General features: G+C 74.9%; 14 protein-coding genes. 7 read left to right on the forward strand and 7 right to left on the reverse strand.

Annotated features, from left to right (window positions below; all coding sequences use genetic code 11):
- Positions 1 to 74 precede the first annotated feature (74 nt).
- From ABD234_RS18205 to tyrS, 4 genes are all read left to right on the forward strand, one after another.
- Entirely contained in the window at positions 75 to 2177 is a 2103-nt protein-coding gene (locus tag ABD234_RS18205; RefSeq protein ID WP_344359286.1) for a hypothetical protein, read from the forward strand.
- Between the two features lie 132 nt (positions 2178 to 2309).
- Positions 2310 to 3728: a sigma-54-dependent transcriptional regulator family protein gene (locus tag ABD234_RS18210; RefSeq protein ID WP_344359290.1), complete on the forward strand. Its 1419-nt coding sequence runs from the start codon at positions 2310 to 2312 to the stop codon at positions 3726 to 3728.
- Positions 3729 to 3901: 173 nt separating this feature from the next.
- Complete coding sequence (gene adh / locus ABD234_RS18215; protein ID WP_344359293.1) at positions 3902 to 5425, forward strand: aldehyde dehydrogenase; 1524 nt, start codon at positions 3902 to 3904, stop codon at positions 5423 to 5425.
- 438 nt (positions 5426 to 5863) lie between these two features.
- The gene (tyrS, locus tag ABD234_RS18220) at positions 5864 to 7123 is read left to right on the forward strand and encodes a tyrosine--tRNA ligase (protein ID WP_344359295.1); all 1260 of its coding nucleotides are present in this window, start codon (positions 5864 to 5866) and stop codon (positions 7121 to 7123) included.
- Positions 7124 to 7203: 80 nt separating this feature from the next.
- On the opposite strand, the gene ABD234_RS18225 is transcribed toward tyrS, so the two are convergent.
- On the reverse strand, positions 7204 to 7608 hold the full coding sequence (locus ABD234_RS18225; RefSeq protein ID WP_344359298.1) for a GntR family transcriptional regulator: 405 nt from the start codon (positions 7606 to 7608) through the stop codon (positions 7204 to 7206).
- Positions 7605 to 8504, reverse strand: coding sequence for a hypothetical protein (locus tag ABD234_RS18230; RefSeq protein ID WP_038374212.1), 900 nt, complete (start codon positions 8502 to 8504; stop codon positions 7605 to 7607). Before ABD234_RS18230 ends, ABD234_RS18225 begins: the two co-directional genes overlap by 4 nt.
- 211 nt (positions 8505 to 8715) lie before the next feature.
- On the opposite strand from ABD234_RS18230, the gene ABD234_RS18235 reads away from it, so the two are divergent.
- A complete protein-coding gene (locus ABD234_RS18235; RefSeq protein ID WP_038374210.1) occupies positions 8716 to 9183 on the forward strand; it encodes an Hsp20/alpha crystallin family protein in 468 nt (155 codons plus the stop codon).
- A gap of 76 nt (positions 9184 to 9259) precedes the next feature.
- Here the strand turns inward: ABD234_RS18235 and ABD234_RS18240 are convergent, their stop codons facing one another.
- Both ABD234_RS18240 and ABD234_RS18245 read right to left on the reverse strand, forming a co-directional pair.
- Positions 9260 to 10606, reverse strand: coding sequence for a glycosyltransferase (locus tag ABD234_RS18240; RefSeq protein ID WP_344359302.1), 1347 nt, complete (start codon positions 10604 to 10606; stop codon positions 9260 to 9262).
- Positions 10603 to 11433 carry a DUF5926 family protein gene (locus ABD234_RS18245; RefSeq protein ID WP_038374209.1) on the reverse strand — a complete coding sequence of 277 codons (831 nt, stop codon included), beginning with the start codon at positions 11431 to 11433 and terminating at the stop codon, positions 10603 to 10605. Before ABD234_RS18245 ends, ABD234_RS18240 begins: the two co-directional genes overlap by 4 nt.
- A 66-nt stretch (positions 11434 to 11499) precedes the next feature.
- Between ABD234_RS18245 and ABD234_RS18250 the strand changes: the two genes are divergently transcribed.
- Both ABD234_RS18250 and ABD234_RS18255 read left to right on the forward strand, forming a co-directional pair.
- A complete protein-coding gene (locus ABD234_RS18250; RefSeq protein WP_038374208.1) occupies positions 11500 to 14289 on the forward strand; it encodes an FAD-binding and (Fe-S)-binding domain-containing protein in 2790 nt (929 codons plus the stop codon).
- Positions 14290 to 14443: 154 nt separating this feature from the next.
- A complete protein-coding gene (locus ABD234_RS18255) occupies positions 14444 to 15472 on the forward strand; it encodes an ornithine cyclodeaminase (protein ID WP_038374207.1) in 1029 nt (342 codons plus the stop codon).
- Here the strand turns inward: ABD234_RS18255 and ABD234_RS18260 are convergent.
- The 3 genes from ABD234_RS18260 to ABD234_RS18270 are packed head-to-tail and all read right to left on the reverse strand — an operon-like array spanning position 15436 to position 19137.
- On the reverse strand, positions 15436 to 15999 hold the full coding sequence (locus ABD234_RS18260) for an AAA family ATPase (RefSeq protein WP_038374206.1): 564 nt from the start codon (positions 15997 to 15999) through the stop codon (positions 15436 to 15438). The genes ABD234_RS18255 and ABD234_RS18260 overlap by 37 nt on opposite strands.
- 25 nt (positions 16000 to 16024) lie before the next feature.
- Positions 16025 to 18100: an iron ABC transporter permease gene (locus ABD234_RS18265; protein WP_051487121.1), complete on the reverse strand. Its 2076-nt coding sequence runs from the start codon at positions 18098 to 18100 to the stop codon at positions 16025 to 16027.
- The gene (locus ABD234_RS18270) at positions 18097 to 19137 is read right to left on the reverse strand and encodes an iron-siderophore ABC transporter substrate-binding protein (protein WP_344359310.1); all 1041 of its coding nucleotides are present in this window, start codon (positions 19135 to 19137) and stop codon (positions 18097 to 18099) included. The genes ABD234_RS18265 and ABD234_RS18270 overlap by 4 nt, the downstream gene beginning before the upstream one ends.
- Between the last annotated feature and the right edge of the window lie 32 nt (positions 19138 to 19169).

Consider the following 19169-nt stretch of genomic DNA (forward strand, 5'->3'; position numbering starts at 1 on the left):
CATCGGCGGCATCGGCGGTGCCCCCATCGTCCTCCATCATCCGGGGCGCAGGAACGCCTTCGTAGGATCGAGGGGTGCATGCGACCTCCCGATCCCTCCGGCGCCCCGCCGCGCTCCTGGCCCTGCTGCTCGCGCTCGGCGCGGCGCTGGTGCTGGGCCAGCCGTCCCCGGCGCGGGCCGAGGGCGAGCACACCGCCCCGCTCCCTCCGATCCGCCTGGTGCTCGTCACCTCCGGCCTGACCTGGCAGGACATCACCGCCGAGGACACCCCGGCGCTGCAGTGCCTGGCCGACGGCGCGAGCCTGGGCGCGATGAACGCGGCCAGCATCACCGAGCGCTCCACCCAGCGCCAGGGCGAGGAGACGCTCCGCACCGGCTGGCGGGGCCTGGCCGCCGAGGCGCCCCGCGCCGCAGGCATCCCCGACCCGCCCACCGACCTGCTGGCGCAGCTCCCCGGCGGGGTGCTCGACCTCGACGCCTCGGGCGAGGACCCCGCGCCCGTGATCGCCGAGGCCGTCTCCGCGCTCCCGGCCGATGAGGACGGTGCCGTCGATGATGCTCCGGTGGTCGTCCTGGACCTCGGATCCGTCCCCGCGACCGGCGCCCCGGGCCGCGAACAGGCGATCGCGGAGCTCGACTCCCGTGCCGGGGCACTGGTCACCGCCGCCGGCGGCACGGTGCCTCCGGCCGGAGGCGACGTCACCGGCGACGGCTCCGTCGACTGCACCGCCTCCCTCCCCCGCACCCTGCTGGTCTCGGCCGGGTACTTCCCCGACGACGGCGGCGTCCCCGGCAGCGCGCCGCGGGACGTGGAGACCGGCGCGGTCGAGGCCCCCGGGCGCACCATGCTCCAGGTCGCCCTCGACACGGGCGCTCCGGGCATGGCTCTGACCAGCGGATCCACCCATCAGAACGGGGTCGTGATCCTCACCGACGTGGCCCCCAGCATCCTGGCCAGCCATGGCCTCCCGGCGCCGGCGACCGTCCCCGGCCAGCCGATGGCGATGAAGGCGGTACCCGACGCGCAGCGCCTGGCGCTGGACCGCACCCAGGCCGCGGACCGGCTGCGGCAGGCGGAGGTCCCCGCCCTGCTCTCCTGGGCGGGGATGGGGGCGATCGGTCTGGTGATCCTGCTGGTGCCGCGCCTGGCCCGCAGGCCCCGCCTGGCCGCCGTCGGCCGGGCGCTGGCGGCCTGCGCCCCCCTGGCCGCGCCCGTCGGCCTCGCCGCCGGGGCCGTGCCGTGGTGGCGCGCCGATCACCCCACGCTCGCCCTGATCGGCGTGATCTGGCTGGGCGCCCTGCCGCTGGCCGCGCTCCTGCTGCTGGGGCCCTGGCGCCGCTCCCGGATGGGTCTGGCCGCGGCGAGCGCGGCGATCGTCGCCGGCGGGATCCTGCTGGAGTCGGCCACCGGGTCACGGCTGCAGATGGGCTCCCCGCTGGGCGCCCAGGCGATGATCGGCGGGCGATACTACGGGATCTCCAACCACCTGTTCGGCCTGGTCATCGGCGCGAGCACCGTGCTGCTGCTGGGGCTGTGCGCCCGGGCGGCCACGGCGCGCGGCCGGGTGGCGAGGGTCCTCGCCGTCGGCGCGGTGGTGACGGTGGTGTGCGTGGCCCCGTCGATGGGCGCGGACTTCGGCTCGATGCTGGCCCTGGTGCCGATGTTCGGGCTGCTCGCGCTGCTCGTCTCCGGAATCCGCCTGCGCCCCTGGCACGTGCTGGGGCTGGGCGCCCTGGCGGTCGCGCTCGTGGGGACGGTGGCCGTGCTGGACTGGCTGCGCCCCAGCGACCAGCGCACCCATCTGGGGCGCTTCGTCGACAGCGTGCTGGACGGCGACCTCGGCGCGGTGATCCTGCGCAAGCTCTCCGAGAACTGGGAGATGACCGTCGGCATCCCGGGCCTGGGCGTGCTCGTGGTCGTGGCGGCGGCTCTCTCCGTCGTGGTGCTCATGCCGCGCCGGGCGGGCCTGCAGCGGCTGGCCGCGCTGGACGACGCCGTCCCCGCCTCCCGGGCGGTGCGCGTCGCGATCGTGGCCGGTGCCTGGCTGGGCTTCGCGGTCAACGACACCGGTGCCGTGCTCGTGGCGGGAGCGCTGGCCATGTGGCTGGTGCTGCTGCCCGTCGCGCTGCCCGATCCGACCTCCGCTCGAGACGGGGCGATGCGCACCGCCCTCTGAGGCGGGGCGGCGACCGGTGCGGGGGCGAGTCGCGGGGCGCGGGCATCGGCGCCCGAGGCCTGCGCCGCGGAGATTGCCGGAACGGGCCGCGGGCGGTAGCTTCGCAGGAGGCGCGACACGGACGACGACGAGGTGGAACGTGATGACCGCTGGCCCCTGCCCACATCGCAGGTCCCCATGATGCGCGCCCCCGGCTCCCCGGTGGAGGACGCGTACCAGGCCCAGCTGCTGCGCGCCCACGCCGAGCTGCGCGAGGGGAACCTGCCGGCCGGGCAGGACCGGCCCGGCATGGTGCGCCGGGCGGTGCTGGAGTCCTGGCGCCGCTCCCTGTCCCGCCTGCAGGATCACCCCACCGTCCCGTCGCGGCCGGTGCTCGCCGCGCCCCAGCTCGAGTCCGCCCGCTCCGGGCATCTCTTCGGTCCGATCATGCCGCTGCTGCGCTCGCGGCTGATCGCCCCGGCCGTCGAGGCCGGCATGCTGGTGGCGCTCGGCGACGCGCAGGGCCGCCTGCTGTGGGTCGAGGGGCCCAGCGCCGTGCGCACCCGCGCGGAGTCCATGGGCTTCGCCCCCGGCGCGGACTGGTCCGAGGAGGCGATGGGCACCTCCGCCCCGGCCCTGGCGCTGGCCACGGGCTCCCCCGTGCAGGTGGTGGGCGCCGAGCATTTCGTGGAGGCCGTCCACCCGTGGAGCTGCAGCGCGGTGCCGGTGCTGCATCCCCGCAGCGGCGAGGTCATCGGCGTGATCGACGTGACCGGGGACGTAGGCGCCGTGGCCCCGATCGTGCTGCCGCTGCTGCGCTCGACCGCTCTGGCCGCCCAGGAGGAGCTGCGCGCTCTGCTCGCCCCCGGAGCAGCCTCCCGGCCCGGGCGCACCGGGGCCGGGGCCGTCGAGGACGAGGGCGCCGGGCACGGGACCGGGACCGACCATCGGCCGCTGCTGCAGGTGATGGGGCCCGGTGCGCCCCGGCTGCGCTGCGGCGGGCGGGACCTCGAGCTCAGCGGGCGCCACGCCGAGCTGCTGCTCCTGCTGCACCTGCACCCCGACGGGATCCGCGGCGCGGAGCTCGCCGAGCAGCTGCACGGCGACCCCCGCCACGAGGGCACGGTCCGTGCCGAGGTGGTGCGCCTGCGCCGCCTGCTGGGGGCCGGCGGGCCGGGCCCCGACGGCCGCGCGCTCCCGGAGGGCTCCCGGCCGGGGATCGCCTCGCGCCCCTATCGTCTGCTCGGCGAGGTCGACAGCGACCTCCGCCAGGTCCGGCAGGCCCTGGACAGGGCCGATGTCGCCGCGCTGCTGGACGCCCACCGGGGCCCGCTGCTGACCGCATCGGACGCCCCCGCCGTCGTGCGGGCCCGCGAGGAGCTGGCCGCGCATGTGCGCGAGGTGGTGCTGGAGCACGCCTCCGCCGAGCAGCTGTGGCGCTACGCCCAGCGGCCCGAGGGCGCGGGCGACGCGGAGGTCCTCATGACGGTGCTCGCGCTGGCCCCTCCCGATGCGCCCGAGCGCTCGGCCGCCGTGGTGCGCCTGGAGGCCCTGCGCCGAGAGGCCGGTTGAGCCGGACCGCTGCCGCCCGGCGTCGCATCGGCCCATCAGCTGGCGGCCCATCGGCCATGAGCGGGCACGGACCTGCGGTGCAACGTGGATGCAACGTGCGCGGGGCTACGGTCGCGGGACCTGACGGCGTCGTCATGAGCGGCGACGCACCGGTCCGCATCGAAGGAGCTGCCATGACTGTGTACGCACGGCCCGGGACCGAGGGCGCGAAGCTCGCCTTCTCGCCCCGCTACGAGAACTACATCGGCGGCCAGTGGGTGCCGCCGGTGAAGGGCCAGTACTTCGAGAACCCCACGCCCGTGACCGGGCAGGTCTTCACCGAGATCCCCCGCTCGACCGCCGAGGACGTCGAGCTCGCCCTCGACGCCGCCCACGCCGCGGCCGCCACCTGGACGAAGACCTCCGCGGCGGAGCGCTCCGTGATCCTGAACCGCATCGCCGACCGCATCGAGGAGAATCTCGAGATGCTCGCCGTCGCGGAGACCTGGGACAACGGCAAGCCCGTGCGGGAGACCCTCAACGCCGACCTGCCGCTGGCGGTGGACCACTTCCGCTACTTCGCCGGCGCGATCCGCGCCCAGGAGGGCGGCATCTCGCAGATCGACGAGAGCACCGTCGCCTACCACTTCCAGGAGCCCCTCGGCGTGGTCGGCCAGATCATCCCGTGGAACTTCCCGATCCTCATGGCGACCTGGAAGCTCGCCCCCGCCCTCGCGGCCGGCAACTGCGTGGTGCTCAAGCCGGCCGAGCAGACCCCCGCCTCGATCCTGGTGCTCTTCGAGCTGATCGGCGACCTGCTGCCGGACGGCGTGGTGAACATCGTCAACGGCTTCGGCACCGAGGCCGGCAAGCCGCTGGCTTCCAGCCGGCGCATCGCCAAGATCGCCTTCACCGGCGAGACCACCACGGGGCGCCTGATCATGCAGTACGCCTCGCAGAATCTCATCCCGGTGACCCTCGAGCTCGGCGGGAAGAGCCCCAACATCTTCTTCGAGGACGTGGCCCGGGAGAAGGACGCCTTCTACTCCAAGGCCCTCGAGGGATTCGCGATGTTCTCCCTGAACCAGGGCGAGGTCTGCACCTGCCCCTCGCGGGCGCTGGTGCAGGACTCGATCTACGACTCCTTCCTGGCCGACGCCCTCGCCCGGGTCGAGGCCACCGTGCAGGGCGACCCGCTGGACACCGACACGATGATCGGCGCGCAGGCCTCGAACGACCAGTTCGAGAAGATCCTGTCCTACATCGACATCGGCCGGAAGGAGGGCGCCGAGGTGCTCACCGGCGGGGAGCCGAACGACCTGGGCGGGGACCTCTCCGGCGGGTTCTACGTGAAGCCGACCGTCTTCGCCGGCACCAACTCCATGCGGATCTTCCAGGAGGAGATCTTCGGCCCCGTGGTCGCCCTGACCCGCTTCCAGGACTACGACGAGGCGATCGCGATCGCCAACGACACCCTGTACGGGCTGGGCGCGGGCGTGTGGACCCGCAGCCAGAACACCGTCTACCGGGCAGGGCGGGCCATCCAGGCCGGCCGCGTGTGGGTGAACAACTACCACTCCTACCCGGCGCACGCGGCGTTCGGCGGGTACAAGTCCTCGGGCATCGGCCGCGAGAACCATCGCATGATGCTCGACCACTACCAGCAGACCAAGAACCTGCTGGTCTCCTACGCGGACGAGGAGCTGGGCTTCTTCTGATCCGCGGAAGATCCGCCCGGACGCGGCTCGCCGGACCTCGTGGGTTCTTGCTCTGCCCGCAGCGGGCCATCACGAGCGCGTGCACGAACGGCCGCCATAGAGCCGCGAGCCAGGCGATTGCCTGGCTCGCGGCTCTCAGGCCGCCGATCGTGCACACCGCCGGCCCCTCCGTGCGTTCCTCGGTGCACGCGCCGATGCGCTCGCCGGCGGCGCGGGCGGGCCGCCATCGGTCCCCGAGCCCGCGCACCCCCGTGCTACGCTCCCGGCCATGTCCTCGCGTGCGGTCACCTATCCCCCGGCTCTGGTCGCAGCCGGCGGTGCCTGACGCCCGCATACGGACGACCAGAGCTCGAGGCGAGGACACAGGTCCTCGCCTCTCGTGTTTCCCCCGGGGGCTCTGGCACATGCGCTACTCCTCCATCCGAGGAAGGAGCGGACATGTCCCCTGCCGACGAGGTGCTGCGGCCGATGCTGCGCACCGTCGAGACGATCATCGACGAGGAGTCGCTGAGGGCGCGGCTGGATGCCGGCGAGAGGCTGCGCGTCAAGTACGGCGTGGACCTCACGGCCCCGGACCTGCACCTGGGCCACGCCGTGAACCTGTGGCTGATGCGCCACCTGCAGGATCACGGCCACACCGTGGTGTTCCTGCTGGGGGACACCACCACCCGCGTCGGCGACCCGACCGGCCGCAGCCGCACCCGGCCCGTGCTCGGCGAGGAGGAGATCGCGCGCAACGGGCAGGCCTTCCTCGAGCAGGTCTCCCTCGTGCTGCGCACCGAGCCGGAGCTGCTGGAGGTGCGGCGCAACTCCGAGTGGTACGGGCCGATGGGGGTGAGCGAGATGCTGAGCCTGTTCAGCCTCACCACCCACGCCCAGCTGATGGCGCGGGACATGTTCCGCGACCGGGTGGCGCAGGGCCGCGAGATCGCGCTGCACGAGCTGGCCTACCCCGTCCTGCAGGGCTACGACTCCGTGGCGATGGACAGCGACCTCACCATCGTCGGCTCCGACCAGCTGTTCAACGAGATGATGGGCCGCCACTACCAGCAGCGCCTGGGCAGGCGGCCGCAGGCGGTGATGACCACGGTGATCACCCCGGGGCTGGACGGCGGGGCGAAGCAGTCCAAGTCGCTGCGCAACTACGTCGCCCTCACCGATGCCCCGGGCGAGAAGCTCGGGAAGGTGATGTCGCTGCCCGATGCGCTGGTGGGCACCTGGGCGAGCGCCTACACGGATCTGCCAGACGAGCGCGTCGCCGAGATCGCCGCCGCGGCCGAGGCCGGGGGCGCCCCCGCGCGCGATGCGAAGCTGGATCTCGCCGCCGCGATCGTCTCCCGGTACCACGGGGCCGATGCCGCCGCCCGGGCCCGCGCGCAGTTCCTCGCGGTGTTCTCCGCCGGTGCCGCCCCGGAGGAGATCGCGGACCTGGAGCTTGCCTGCGCGGGTGCCGACCGGGACGCCGCGTCCCCGTCCGGGGTCGGCGGCGTGCGGATCCCGGCGCTCGAGCTGCTGGGCCGGGCCCGCCCCGAGCTCAGCCGATCGGCGGCGCGCCGCCTGCTGGCCCAGGGCGCGGTGCGGGTGGACGGCGCGGTGGTCACCGACCCGGAGGCGATCCTCGAAGTCGCCGACGGCGCCCTGCTCCGGACCGGCCGCCGCTCCTGGACCCGGGTGCGCCTGGCACCGGGACCGGGGTGAGGCGGGGCGGCGCGCTGAGCCTCGGGGCCGCCCGGCTCGCGGAGGCTCGGCACCCGGCTCACGGAGGCTCGACACCCGGCTCACCGGGGCGGGGTCGTCCCGCCGGGAGGCGGCGCGGCCCCGTCCAGGGATCGGCGGGCGGCGCGGCGGATGGCATCGTCCCCGAACCCCGCCTCGCGGGCGGCCCGCACGGCGCCGTCGAGGATCTCCTGGAGCTGCGGGGGGATCTCGGCGGGGCCGGCCGGCCCGGCGGCCACCCGTGTGCCGCCGCCCCGCCGGGTCTCGATCACGCCCTCCGTCTCGAGCTCCTTGTAGGCCCGGGCGACCGTCCCCGGGGCGAGGCCGAGGTCCCGGGCGAGCGTCCTGATGCTGGGCAGGCGATCCCCCGTGCCGATCGTCCCGCGGTCGATCTGGGCGATCACGGCCCGCCGAATCTGCTCGTACGGAGGCGTCGGGTCCTCGAGGTCGACGACGAGGGCGGTCATCGGCGGGCCTGCGCAGGCTCGGCGGTCCGGTCCCGCCCTGCGGGGGCGGCGGCGCCCCGCACGACCAGGCCGGGGAAGACGAGCATCACCGCTCCCCAGGGCAGGGACACGAGCCCGACCACCGCGCCGGTCCAGGGGATCAGGGACTCCGGGCCGTCGATGCGCAGCACCGCCGCCCCGGCGTGGCCGACCAGGGTCATCCCCAGGGCGAGCAGCACGGCCCCCAGCACCGAGGTCGCGCATCGGCGGCGGAGCAGGGCATCGGCCGGGTCGTCCGAGGGCCGGCGGCGCACGATGACCACGATCGCGAGGGCGGCCAGCAGGAGCAGCACCGCCAGGGCCAGGGCCGTGGGCACGGTGTACCAGGCGCCGGGGAAGGGCGAGCTCACGCTCGTGACGAGGTTGCCCTCGGCGTCGACCCCGGAGCGCTCCAGGCACCGACCGTCGGCGCATCCGGAGGCCGCGGCCGTCGCCCAGATGCCGTGCACGAGCAGCACCAGCAGCACGCCGAGCACGGCGACCAGCGGCAGGCGCGGGACCATCGTCGACACGCTCCGGTGGGCGAGCAGCCCGTACCGGTGCCGGGCGCGCGGCGCGGGCATGGTCTGCTCCCCGAGGATGACGGCGAGGATCAGCAGCGCGGCGACGAGGCAGGGCGTGATCGAGAGCAGCCCTCCGTAGGCGAGGCGTCCCGTGGCGGGGATCCCGCGCCCGGTCAGCGCGAGGACGACGCCCAGCAGCGCCCCGGCCGCGAGGATCCCCGCCCAGCGCGCGGCGAGCGCCCCGGGGTGGGTGCCGGTGCGCTGTGCGCCGAGCCGCCCCGCCAGGACGGCGAGCACCAGCACGAGCAGAGCCGCGCCGATCAGGGGCGGCAGGACGAGGACGATGCTGGACATGGGGGCCTCCGGGGGACGCGAGAGCTTGTACTGCCTGTGCGATACAAATGTAGCGCCCTCGCGAGGTTTGTACCAGAACAAACTCCTCGGAAGATCCGGGGCCGAGGTCTGGCACTCTCCGACCGAGAGTGCTAATTTATGGCCAGGCGGGTCACCCCCGGCCCGTCACGCGGAGGACCGCACGCAGCGGCCCTGATGGGAAGGAGACGACATGGCAACCTATGATCCGCTCCGAGACCTGGAGCGCTTCGCGACCACGTTCCTCGATGCCGGGCGCCGCGGCCCACGGCAGATGCCGATGGACCTGTACCGCACCGGGGACCACTACGTCCTGACCGCTGATCTGCCGGGCATCGATCCCGGCTCCGTCGACGTGGACGTCGACGGCCAGCTCCTCACGATCCGCGCCGAGCGGACCCTGCCCACCGATGACCAGGCGCAGTGGATCACCCGGGAACGCACGGGTGGCAGCTTCCTGCGCCAGCTCAGCCTGGGCCAGGGCCTGGACACCGAGCGGATCTCCGCGAGCTACAGCAACGGCGTGCTCAGCGTGACGATCCCGGTCAGCGAGAAGGCCAAGCCGCGCCGGATCGAGGTCCGCACGGAGGATGCGGCCCAGCAGATCGACGCGACGCAGCAGGCCGGCTCCGGCCAGCAGGTCGAGTCCGCCTCGGCCTGAGCGTCGCCGGGGAGGTCGGGCGCCCGGGGATCACCGCCCCGGGCGCCTCGGCCTCACCGACCGCTCGACCCCGCGCTCAGCGCCGGCCCTCGTCGTCCTGGCCCTCGTCGTCCCGGCCCGTGTCGTCCTGCTCCGCCTCGACGGCGGTGTGCACGACCAGGGAGGCGTACTCCCCCGGGTCCAGCGGCAGGGCCGTGTCCGCGGGGATGCGCGGCGTGGGCGCGGCCAGGTGCGCGGCGACGATCACCGCGTGGTCGGGCTCGAAGGGCTCCTCGACGGGCGCGGCCTCGAGCCGGCGACGCAGGGCCTCGAGGTCGATGTCCGCGAGGTAGACGATGTCGTCCGGGCGCAGCGGGCCGCGCAGGGGCAGGGCGCGCAGAGCCCGGTCCAGCGCGGCCAGATCATGATCGGTGAGCGCGCGCGCCTGCTCCGGGGAGAACTCCCCCGAGGCCGGCAGGTCCGAGACGTCCACGGCCGGCAGGTCCTCGACGGGCCGCGCGGCCGGCGTCCCCGCGTCCTCGCCCGCGTCCTGGGCGTGGCCCGCTCCGGCGGCGGCCTCCTCGGAATGCTCGTCCAGCTCGAGCCCGGTGCCCTCCTCCTCGGGGAGGATGTGGCGCCGCTTCGCGAGCGCCCGCAGCACGTCGCGCAGCTGGGCGGCGCGGTGCAGCTGCCCGCGCAGATCGGAGCCGGTGGCCCGATGGTGCAGCTCGCAGGGGACCTCCTCCACCCGGAACCCGGCGGCGAGCGCGTCGATGGTCAGGGACGTCTCCACGCCCCAGCCCCCGGCCAGGGGCTGGCACGCCTCCCAGGCGTCGCGGGTCAGGCAGCGCGTGCCCGACAGCGGCTGGGCGGGCTCCCAGCCGGTGGCACGGCGGATCCCGCGGCGGGCGGTGCCGACCACCATCCCCATCCCTGCGGCGCCGTCCTGCGGGGGCAGCAGCGCGATGGCCATGTCCACCCCGTCCTCGAGGACGGCCTCGACCAGCGGGGCGGCGCCGGCGGCGCTCTCGCCCATGTCGGCGTCCAGGAACAGCAGGGCGTGAGGGGTGAGGTCCGCGCCGATCACCGGCAGCGGGCCTGTGTGCCCGGGGACGCGGGGCTCGGCGTGCAGCTCCTCCTCGAAGGCCTCGCCGCCGTCGGCGCGGGCGGCCGATTCGCGCAGGGAGACGAGGTGGGCGCCGGTGGCCATGGCGGCGGCCTTGCCCTGGTTGGTGCGGTGGCGCACCACGAGGGCGTCGGCCCCCATGGCGACGGCCGAGGTCGCATCGGTCGAGCCGTCGTCGACCACGACCACGAGGTCGACATGGTCGATGCTGCGGGCGGCGCGGATCGTCGCCTCGATCCGCTCCGCCTCGTTCTTGGCGGGGATCACCACGGCGACCGACTCGGGCCGGCCGGCCGCCTCGTGCCCCGCGGCCGTCATCGCAGCGTCACCTGGCGGGCGACGATCCCGCCGCGGGCGCGCCGCTCGAGGGCGGTGAGGGGCTCGGTGGACTCCAGGGCGGTGAGGAAGCGCGCCCGGAACTCCGCGGCGTGCTCCGCGACGCCGGCGGCGCCGAAGCCGTCGGGCAGGTCCCACACCGGGACGGTGAGGCCCTCGGCGCGGAAGGAGCCGACGTAGCGGGTGCCCTCGGCGATCGCCGACTCCCGGCGGGCGTGCAGGCGGGCGACCGCGTCGTAGACCCGCTCCTCCTCGGCGTCCAGCACCCAGCGCAGGTGCTCCTTGGCGCCGGCGTCGACCCAGTAGGCGTGCTCGAGGCCCTCGACCGGGGCCGTCGGCATGATCGACTCGTTCGCCTGGGCGAGGGAGGCCTCGACCTCGGCGGTGCGCTCGGCGCCCGGATCGACCCAGAACTCGAAGGACTCGTGGACGGTGATCGGGAAGCCGCCCTCCAGATCCAGCAGGTCCTGCAGGCGCGGGGAGTCGGCGCTCGGCGAGACGGTGCGCACCGGGGTGCCCGGCTCCGCCTCGAGCGCCTGGGAGAGGGCCTGCCCGAAGGAGCGGGAGAGGTCGTCGGTGGGGACCGTAGCCTGCAGGCCGATGATCACCGAGCCGTCGGAGCGGCGGATCGCGGGCCAGGCCATCGGCAGGATGGTCGCGATGATGACACGGACCGATCCGTGCTCCGCGGTGGTGGCGGCCTCGATCGTCGCGGCGGGGATCAGCTGGCGCATCGCCACCAGGTCCCGCTCGGCGGGGATCCCCTCGAAGGGGCGGCGGACCAGCGATGAGGCGGAGGCGGAAGACATGCCCGCAGTCTACCGAGCGCGGCCGCCGCGCAGGCCCGCCACACGCCCGCGCACTACGGTGGGTCCATGGCCCCTCCCGCTCCCCTCGCGGCCCCGGACCTCGACACGGACGTCGTCGCCCGGCACGCCCTCGCCCATGACGCCTCCCCGTACCTGCTGATCCCGGAGGCCGTCACGGTCCCGGCCGACGAGGCGCAGGTCATCGCCCTGCTCCGGCAGGCCCGCGCGTCCGGGCGGCCGCTGACCTTCCGGGCCGGCGGCACCAGCCTGTCCGGGCAGGCGCAGTCCGCGGCGATCCTGGCCGATGTGCGCCGCCACTTCCGGCAGGTCGAGGTCCTCGACGCGGGGCGGCGGGTGCGGGTGGGCCCGGGCGTGACGATCCGCCAGGTCAACGCGCACCTGGCCCGGCACGGCCGGCGGCTGGGACCGGATCCTGCCTCGGAGTCGGCCTGCACCATCGGCGGCATGATCGCGAACAACTCCTCCGGCATGGCCGCCGGCACCCGCGAGAACACGTACGCGACCCTGGAGTCGCTGCGCTGCGTGCTGCCCTCGGGGACGGTGCTGGACACCTCCCGCCCCGATGCCGATGCGGCGCTGCGGGCCGCGGAGCCCGCCCTGTTCGCAGGGCTGGAGCGGCTGATGCGGCGGGTGCGGGAGGACCCGGAGGCGATGCGGGTGATCCGCGAGCGGTTCGCCCTGAAGAACACGATGGGCTACGGGATCAACGCCCTGCTGGACTTCGACTCCCCCGCCGACTGCCTCGCCCACCTGGTGATCGGCTCGGAGGGGACGCTCGCCTTCATCTCCTCCGCCGTGCTGCGCACCGTCGCGGTGCCGGCGCAGGCCGCCACGGGCCTGCTGGTGCTGCCCGGCCTCCAGGAGGCCACCGCGCCGCTGCCGGAGATCGTCGCGGCGGGCTTCGCGACCGTCGAGCTGCTGGACGCCCGCTCCCTGCAGGTCGCCCAGCGCCTTCCCGGCGCGCCGGGCGAGATCGCCGGGCTGGACATCGGCTCCCATGCCGCGCTGCTGCTGGAGGTGCGGGCCGATGACCCCGATGCGCTCGCCGCGCAGGTCTCCGCCGCGCAGTCGCTGGCTGCGGGGCTGAGGGGAGCTGCCCCCTTCGCCATGTCCACCGATGCCGCCCGCCGCGCGGCCCTGTGGACCACCCGCAAGGGCCTGTACGCGGCGGTCGCCGGGGCGCGGCCCGCCGGCTCGACGGCGCTGCTGGAGGACGTGGTCGTGCCGGTGGACCGCCTGGCGGGGACCTGCCGCGGCCTGCAGCAGCTGTTCGCCCGGCACGGGTACGACGGCGCGGTGATCTTCGGCCACGCCAAGGACGGCAACCTCCACTTCCTCCTGGACGAGCACCTGGGCGCAGCCTCGAGCCGCCTCGAGGCCTTCACCGAGGACATGGTGGACCTGGTCCTGGACCAGGGCGGGAACCTCAAGGCGGAGCACGGCACCGGGCGGGCCATGGCCCCGTTCGTGGAGCGCCAGTACGGCCCGGCCCTGCACGCGGTGATGCGCGAGATCAAGCAGCTGGTCGACCCCGCCGGGATCCTCAACCCCGGCGTCGTCCTCACCGCCGAGCCGGGCGCGCACCTGCGGGACCTGCAGCCCGTGGTCGAGATCGAGGAGGAGGCCGATCGCTGCGTGGAGTGCGGCTACTGCGAGCCGGTCTGCCCCAGCCGCGACCTCACCCTCACGCCCCGCCAGCGGATCGTGCTGCGCCGCGACGCGGCCCTCGCCGAGCAGCGCGGGGACCGCGAGACCGCCCGGGCCATCCGCGCGGCCTACGACTACCAGGGGCTGCAGACCTGCGCAGCCGATGGCATGTGCCGGACCGCCTGCCCGGTCGGCATCGACACCGGCGACCTGGTGCGGCGGCTGCGCGCCCAGGATGCCGAGGCCGATGCCGGCGGTGCCGCGCAGCGGGCGCTCTGGGGTGCGGCGGCCCGGCGCTGGGGACCGACGACCGCGGCCGCATCGGCCGCCCTCGACGTCGCCGGGGCCCTGCCGCCCGCCCTGCCCCGCGTCGCCGCCCGCGCGGGCCGGGCCCTGCTGGGGGCCGATGCGGTGCCGGACTACCGTCCGGAGCTGCCGAGGCGCGGAGGATCCGTGCGCCGCGGCGGCGGCCGCGGACGCACCGGTGCCGAGGTCGACGCGGTGTACCTGCCGTCCTGCGTGCACACGATGTTCGGCGCCGCGGGCGAGGGCATCGGCGCCGGGCCGGCCCTGTCCCGCCTCGCCGAGCGCGCCGGGGTGCGGCTGGCCGTGCCCGATGCCGCCGCGGATCTGTGCTGCGGCACGCCCTTCTCCTCCAAGGGCATGCGCGCGGCGAAGGACATGATGCGATCCCGTCTGCGGGAGGCGCTCGAGGAGGCGGCCGCGCGCCACCGGCTGCCCGTGGTGATCGACGCGGCCAGCTGCACCGAGGGCGTCCTCGACGCCGTGGCGGGGACGGGGCTCGAGGTGGTCGACGCCGTGACGTACGTGCGCCGTCACCTGCTGCCGCGCCTGGAGGTCCGCCGGCCGGTCGCCTCGGTGACCGTCCACCCGACCTGCTCGACCACCCACCTCGGCGCCACGGACGACCTGGTCGCGATCGCGCAGGCCTGCGCCGAGGAGGTCGTCGTGCCGATCGCGTGGGGCTGCTGCGCCTACGCCGGGGACCGCGGCCTGCTCCACCCCGAGCTCACCGCCTCCGCCACCGCCGCGGAGGCCGCCGAGGTCGCGACCCGCGAGACGGACTGGTACGTCTCCGCGAACCGCACCTGCGAGCTGGGCATGCAGGCCGCGACGGGGCGGGCCTACCGCCACGTCCTGGAGCTGCTCGAGCACGCCACGTCCTGACCGCCCTCCCGGAGCAGCCGACCCCGCGCGAGGCGTCAGGGAGCGGAGCGGCAGGGAGCGGACCAACGGGGAGCGGACCGGCGACGAGGGCGCCGCCCGGGGTCCGGGGCTACCCTGGGCTTCCTGGTCGGCGACCCGCGAGGAGGCGAGGACGATGACGCAGCTGCTGGACGTCGGGGGGATGGTCGGCTGGATCCGCCAGGAGGGGGCGGAGGCGATCCTCACCCGCATGACCGCCTGCCTCGAGGAGGACTTCCGCCGCTGGGAGTCCTTCGAGCGGATCCCGCGCATCGCCAGCCACTCCCCCGTCGGCGTGATCGAGCTGATGCCGACCACGGACGGCGAGTCGTATTCCTTCAAGTACGTCAACGGCCATCCCGGCAATCCGGCGCGCGGCCTGCAGACGGTCACGGCCTTCGGGATGCTCGCCGACGTCGCCACCGGCTACCCGACCTTCCTGTCCGAGATGACCCTGCTGACGGCCCTGCGCACGGCGGCGACCTCGGCCCTGGCCACGCGGGCCCTGGCCCGCCCGGGCGCCGCGGTGCACGCGATGATCGGCGCGGGCTCCCAGGCGGAGTTCCAAGCCCTCGCGCTGCGGGGCGCCCTGGGCATCGCGGATCTGCGCATCTGGGACGTGGACCCGGCCGCCTCCGCGAAGCTGCGGCGCAACCTCGAGCCGCTGGGCTTCCGGATCCATGAGGCGCGCGGCGCGGACGATGCCCTCGAGGGGGCCGATGTCATCACCACCTGCACCGCGGACAAGCGCCGCGCCGCCGTGCTCGCCGCGCCGCAGGTGCGCCCGGGCGTGCACATCAACGCCATCGGCGGGGACTGCCCCGGCAAGACGGAGCTGGACCCGGCGATCCTCGCGAGCGCGCACGTGGTCGTCGAGCACGCCCCGCAGACCCGCATCGAGGGCGAGATCCAGCAGATGCCGCCGGACTTCCCCGTCACCGAGCTGTGGCAGGTCCTCACCGGCGCCGCCCCCGGGCGCACCGGCGCGCAGGACGTGACCGTGTTCGACTCCGTCGGCTTCGCGATCGCGGACTTCTCGGCGCTGCGCTGCGCCCGCGATGCGACGCTCGGCACCGACCTCGTCCGCCCCATCGACCTGGTCGCCGAGCCGGACGATCCCAAGGACCTCTACTCCCTGGTCACCGCGCCGCTCCCGGTGCGCTGACCGCCGCCCTCGGCCCCGGCCCGGAGCCGGGCGAGGTCCGCGAGGATGCGGGCGACCATGGCGTCCTCGGACATGTCCTCGCCGAAGACCACCTCTCCCGGCGCCCCGAGCACGTCGTGGACGCGATACCAGGAGGCGAGCTCGGCGTCGGTGACCAGGTCGGCGATCGGCTTGCCGGCGTGGCGGCGCTGGGTCTCCGCGAGGCTCACATCGAGGTAGTAGACCAGCGACGGCCCGGAGTGCTCGCGCAGCAGCCCGGAGAACATGTCGCCGTACCACTCGCGGCCGAAGATCCCCTCGACCACGGTGATCCGCCCGACGCCCAGGCAGTAGCGCGCCATCGTCGCGATGAGGCCCGGGGTGTGGGAGTCCGGGGCCTCGTGCGCCCAGAGCATCTCGCGGCGCACGTGGTCCTGGCCGATCACCGCGACGGCATCGCGCGGCTGCTCCCGCTGGACCCGGCGGGCGACGGTCGACTTGCCCGAGGCGGAGTTGCCGCGGATGATCACGAGCGGAGCAGATGTCATGCCCCGATCCTGGCAGATCAGCCGTTCAGGCGCGGGAGCGCCACAGCAGCCATACGAAGTACGGGGCGCCGATCAGCGCGACCATGAGGCCCGCGGGGATCTGCGCGGGGGCGATCAGGCTGCGGCCCAGCGCATCGGCGAGCCCCACCAGCGCGCCGCCCAGCAGCATCGCCACCGGGATGGTGCGCAGGTGGCGGCCGCCGACGAGGGCACGGGCGAGATGCGGGGCGACCAGGCCGACGAACCCGACGGCGCCGACGGCGACCACGCTGATCGCGGCCAGCACGGCGGCCAGGCCCAGCACGAGGATGCGGGTGCGCTCGAGGCGCACCCCGAGGATCCGCGGGGAGTCCTCGTCGATCGCCAGCAGGTCCAGCTCGCGGTGCAGCGCCAGCATCAGCGGCACGATGACCAGCAGGGCGATCCCGACGGGCCACAGGTCCGTGGAGGTGCGGCCGTAGGTGGTGCCGGAGAGCCAGGTGAGGATCTTCGGGGTGTCCCACGGGTTCGCCTGCAGGAGCAGGAAGGTGGTCAGCGCGCTGAGGCCGTACCCCATGCCGATGCCGACCAGCACGAACCGCTCCGGGGCGAGCCCGCCGCGCCAGGCCAGCAGGCCGATGACGAGGAAGGTCGCGAGTCCGGCGAGGACGGCGAGGACGATCATCGGGGTCCGCCCGCCGCCCAGCAGGGTCACCACGAGCACCGCGCCCAGCCCGGAGCCGGCGGTGATGCCCAGCAGGCCGGGCTCGGCCAGAGGGTTGCGGACGGTGGACTGGACGACGGCGCCCGCCAGGGCGAGAGCGGCGCCGGCGAGGACGGCCGCACCCATCCGCGGCGTCCGCTCCGCGAGGGACCGGGCGATGAGATCCGGGGCGTCGCCCTGCAGCCACAGGTCGATGTCGCCGGTGCGCAGCCAGAAGGTCCCGGCGAGCAGTCCCAGCAGGGCCACCACCGCGACGGCGAGGACGCACGCCGCCAGGACGATCAGGAACCGGGCCAGGCTGCGCAGGGCGGTGCGCGCCTGCGGGGGCTGCCGGGCCGGGCCCGAATCGGGCAGGGACCGGGCCAGCAGCACGATCACCAGGGCGCCGAGCATGGCCGTGGGCACGCCGGTCGGCACCGAGGCGGCGTTCTGCGCCCCGAGGAGCGCCCGCACGGAGGCATCGGCCAGGAGCACGACCAGCGCGCCGATCAGCCCCGAGGCCGGGACCAGCAGCAGGTGGCGGTGCAGGGCGGGCACGACGGCGCCCAGCAGGCGGGCCAGCACCGGCGCGCCCAGGCCCACGAAGGCGATCGGCCCCGCGACCGTGACGGCGGTGCTGGACAGCAGCACGGCGGCGAACACCGCGACGACCCGGGTCGAGCGCACGGGCACGCCCAGGCTCGCGGCCGCGTCATCGCCCAGGCCCAGCACGTCCAGCCGGCGCGACAGCAGCAGCGCCCCGATCACGACGAGGCCGATCACCGGCATGGCGCGCAGCGAAGCGGTGAGGTTCAGCTGGGCGAGGGAGCCGCTGCCCCAGGAGTACAGGCCGGTCGTCTCCGCCTCGAAGAGGATCAGCAGCATCGAGGTGCCGGACTGCAGGGCCATCGCCACCGCCGATCCGGCCAGGATCAGCCGGGTCGTCGAGGAGCCGGCGCCGCCGGCGAGGGCCAGCACCAGCCCCGCGGCGAGCAGCCCGCCGAGGAAGGCGACCGCCCCGGAGGCCCACAGCGGCACCGCGATCCCGAAGGCCGCGACGGCGCTGAGGGCGAAGAAGGAGCCGCCGGTCACCGCGAGGGTGTCCGGGGAGGCGAGGGCGTTGCGGGAGACGGACTGCAGCAGCGCCCCGGCGCATCCCAGGGCGAGGCCCACGGCCATCCCCGCGAGCAGGCGCGGCAGCCGGGAGGCCGTGAGGACGTCACCCACGCCGGCGGCCCCCGCCCGCGCCGGGGCGCCTGCCAGGTGGGCCAGCAGGTCGCGCAGGCCGATGCCCGAGGTGCCCTGGGTGAGATGCCAGGCGCCGACCAGCAGCACCCCGACCGCGAGCACCCCGAGGGCCGCGAGGCCGGCGAGGGTGCTGCGCGGACCGGGGCGCTCGGCGGAGACCGCCGCGGTCACGAGCCGGTGAGGATCTCGGTGTAGGCGTCGATGGCCTGCTCCGAGGAGCGGGGCCCGCCGAACGTCCAGATGCCCGAGGGGAAGGCGTGCGCGCGGCCGTCCTTCACCGCGGGCAGGTTCGTCCACAGGGCGTTCTTCTCGAGCTCGGGGACGTAGTCGCCGGCCGGGTCCTCGGTGGCGGTGTAGAAGAGGTTCGCGTCGCCCACGGTGGTCAGGCCCTCGATATCGGTCTGCCCGAGCCCGTACATCGGGTCGACCTCCTCGGTCCATGCGGGGGTCAGGCCCAGCTCCTCGCCGAGCGCGGTGAACAGGGCTCCCGAGCCGAAGGGACGGATCGACACGGTGCCGCCCTCGACCCAGCCGTCGAAGTAGAGGAAGTCGGTGGTGGGCAGGTCCGCGCCGGCGACCTCGGCCTTGGACTCCTCGACGTGCGCGTCGAACTCGGCGAGGACGGCCTCGGCCCGCTCGCCGCGGCCGGTGGCCTCGCCGATGAGGCGGAACAGATCCTTCATGTGGCCGATGGGGTCCGTGCCGTCGGCGCCGAGGGTCGCGAGCACGGGGATGCCGGTCGCCTCGAGCTGGCCGATGATCTCGTCGTCGGCGCTGTTGACCTCGACGATGATGAGGTCGGGGTCCGCGGCGGAGATCGCGTCGATGTTCGGCTCCTGGCGGGTTCCGACGTCGGTCGTGCCCTCGGGCAGCGTCTCGGCGGTCACCCAGGTGCTGTAGCCCTCGACGTCCGCGACGGCGACGGGGGCCATGCACAGGGTCAGGAGGTCCTCGGTCTGCTGCCATTCGAGGACGGCCACGCGCTCGGCCGGCTCGTCGAGGGCCACCGTGCGGCCCACGTGATCGGTGAGGGTCACCGGGTCGGTCGAGGTGGCGGTGGTGTCCTCGGCGCAGTCCGCGCTGATCGCATCGGCCGCGGAGGGCGCCTGCGTCGCGGAGGGGACCTCGGTGGTGCCGCAGGCGGTGAGGGCGGCGGTCGCCGCGAGGGAGAGCAGCGCCGCGAGGGCGCGCCGGGACGTTCGGGTCATCGGGGGTTTCTCCTGGTCAGGGATGTGGGGAG

The sequence above is a fragment of the Brachybacterium phenoliresistens genome, assembly GCF_039530785.1.
GTDB lineage: Bacteria > Actinomycetota > Actinomycetes > Actinomycetales > Dermabacteraceae > Brachybacterium > Brachybacterium phenoliresistens.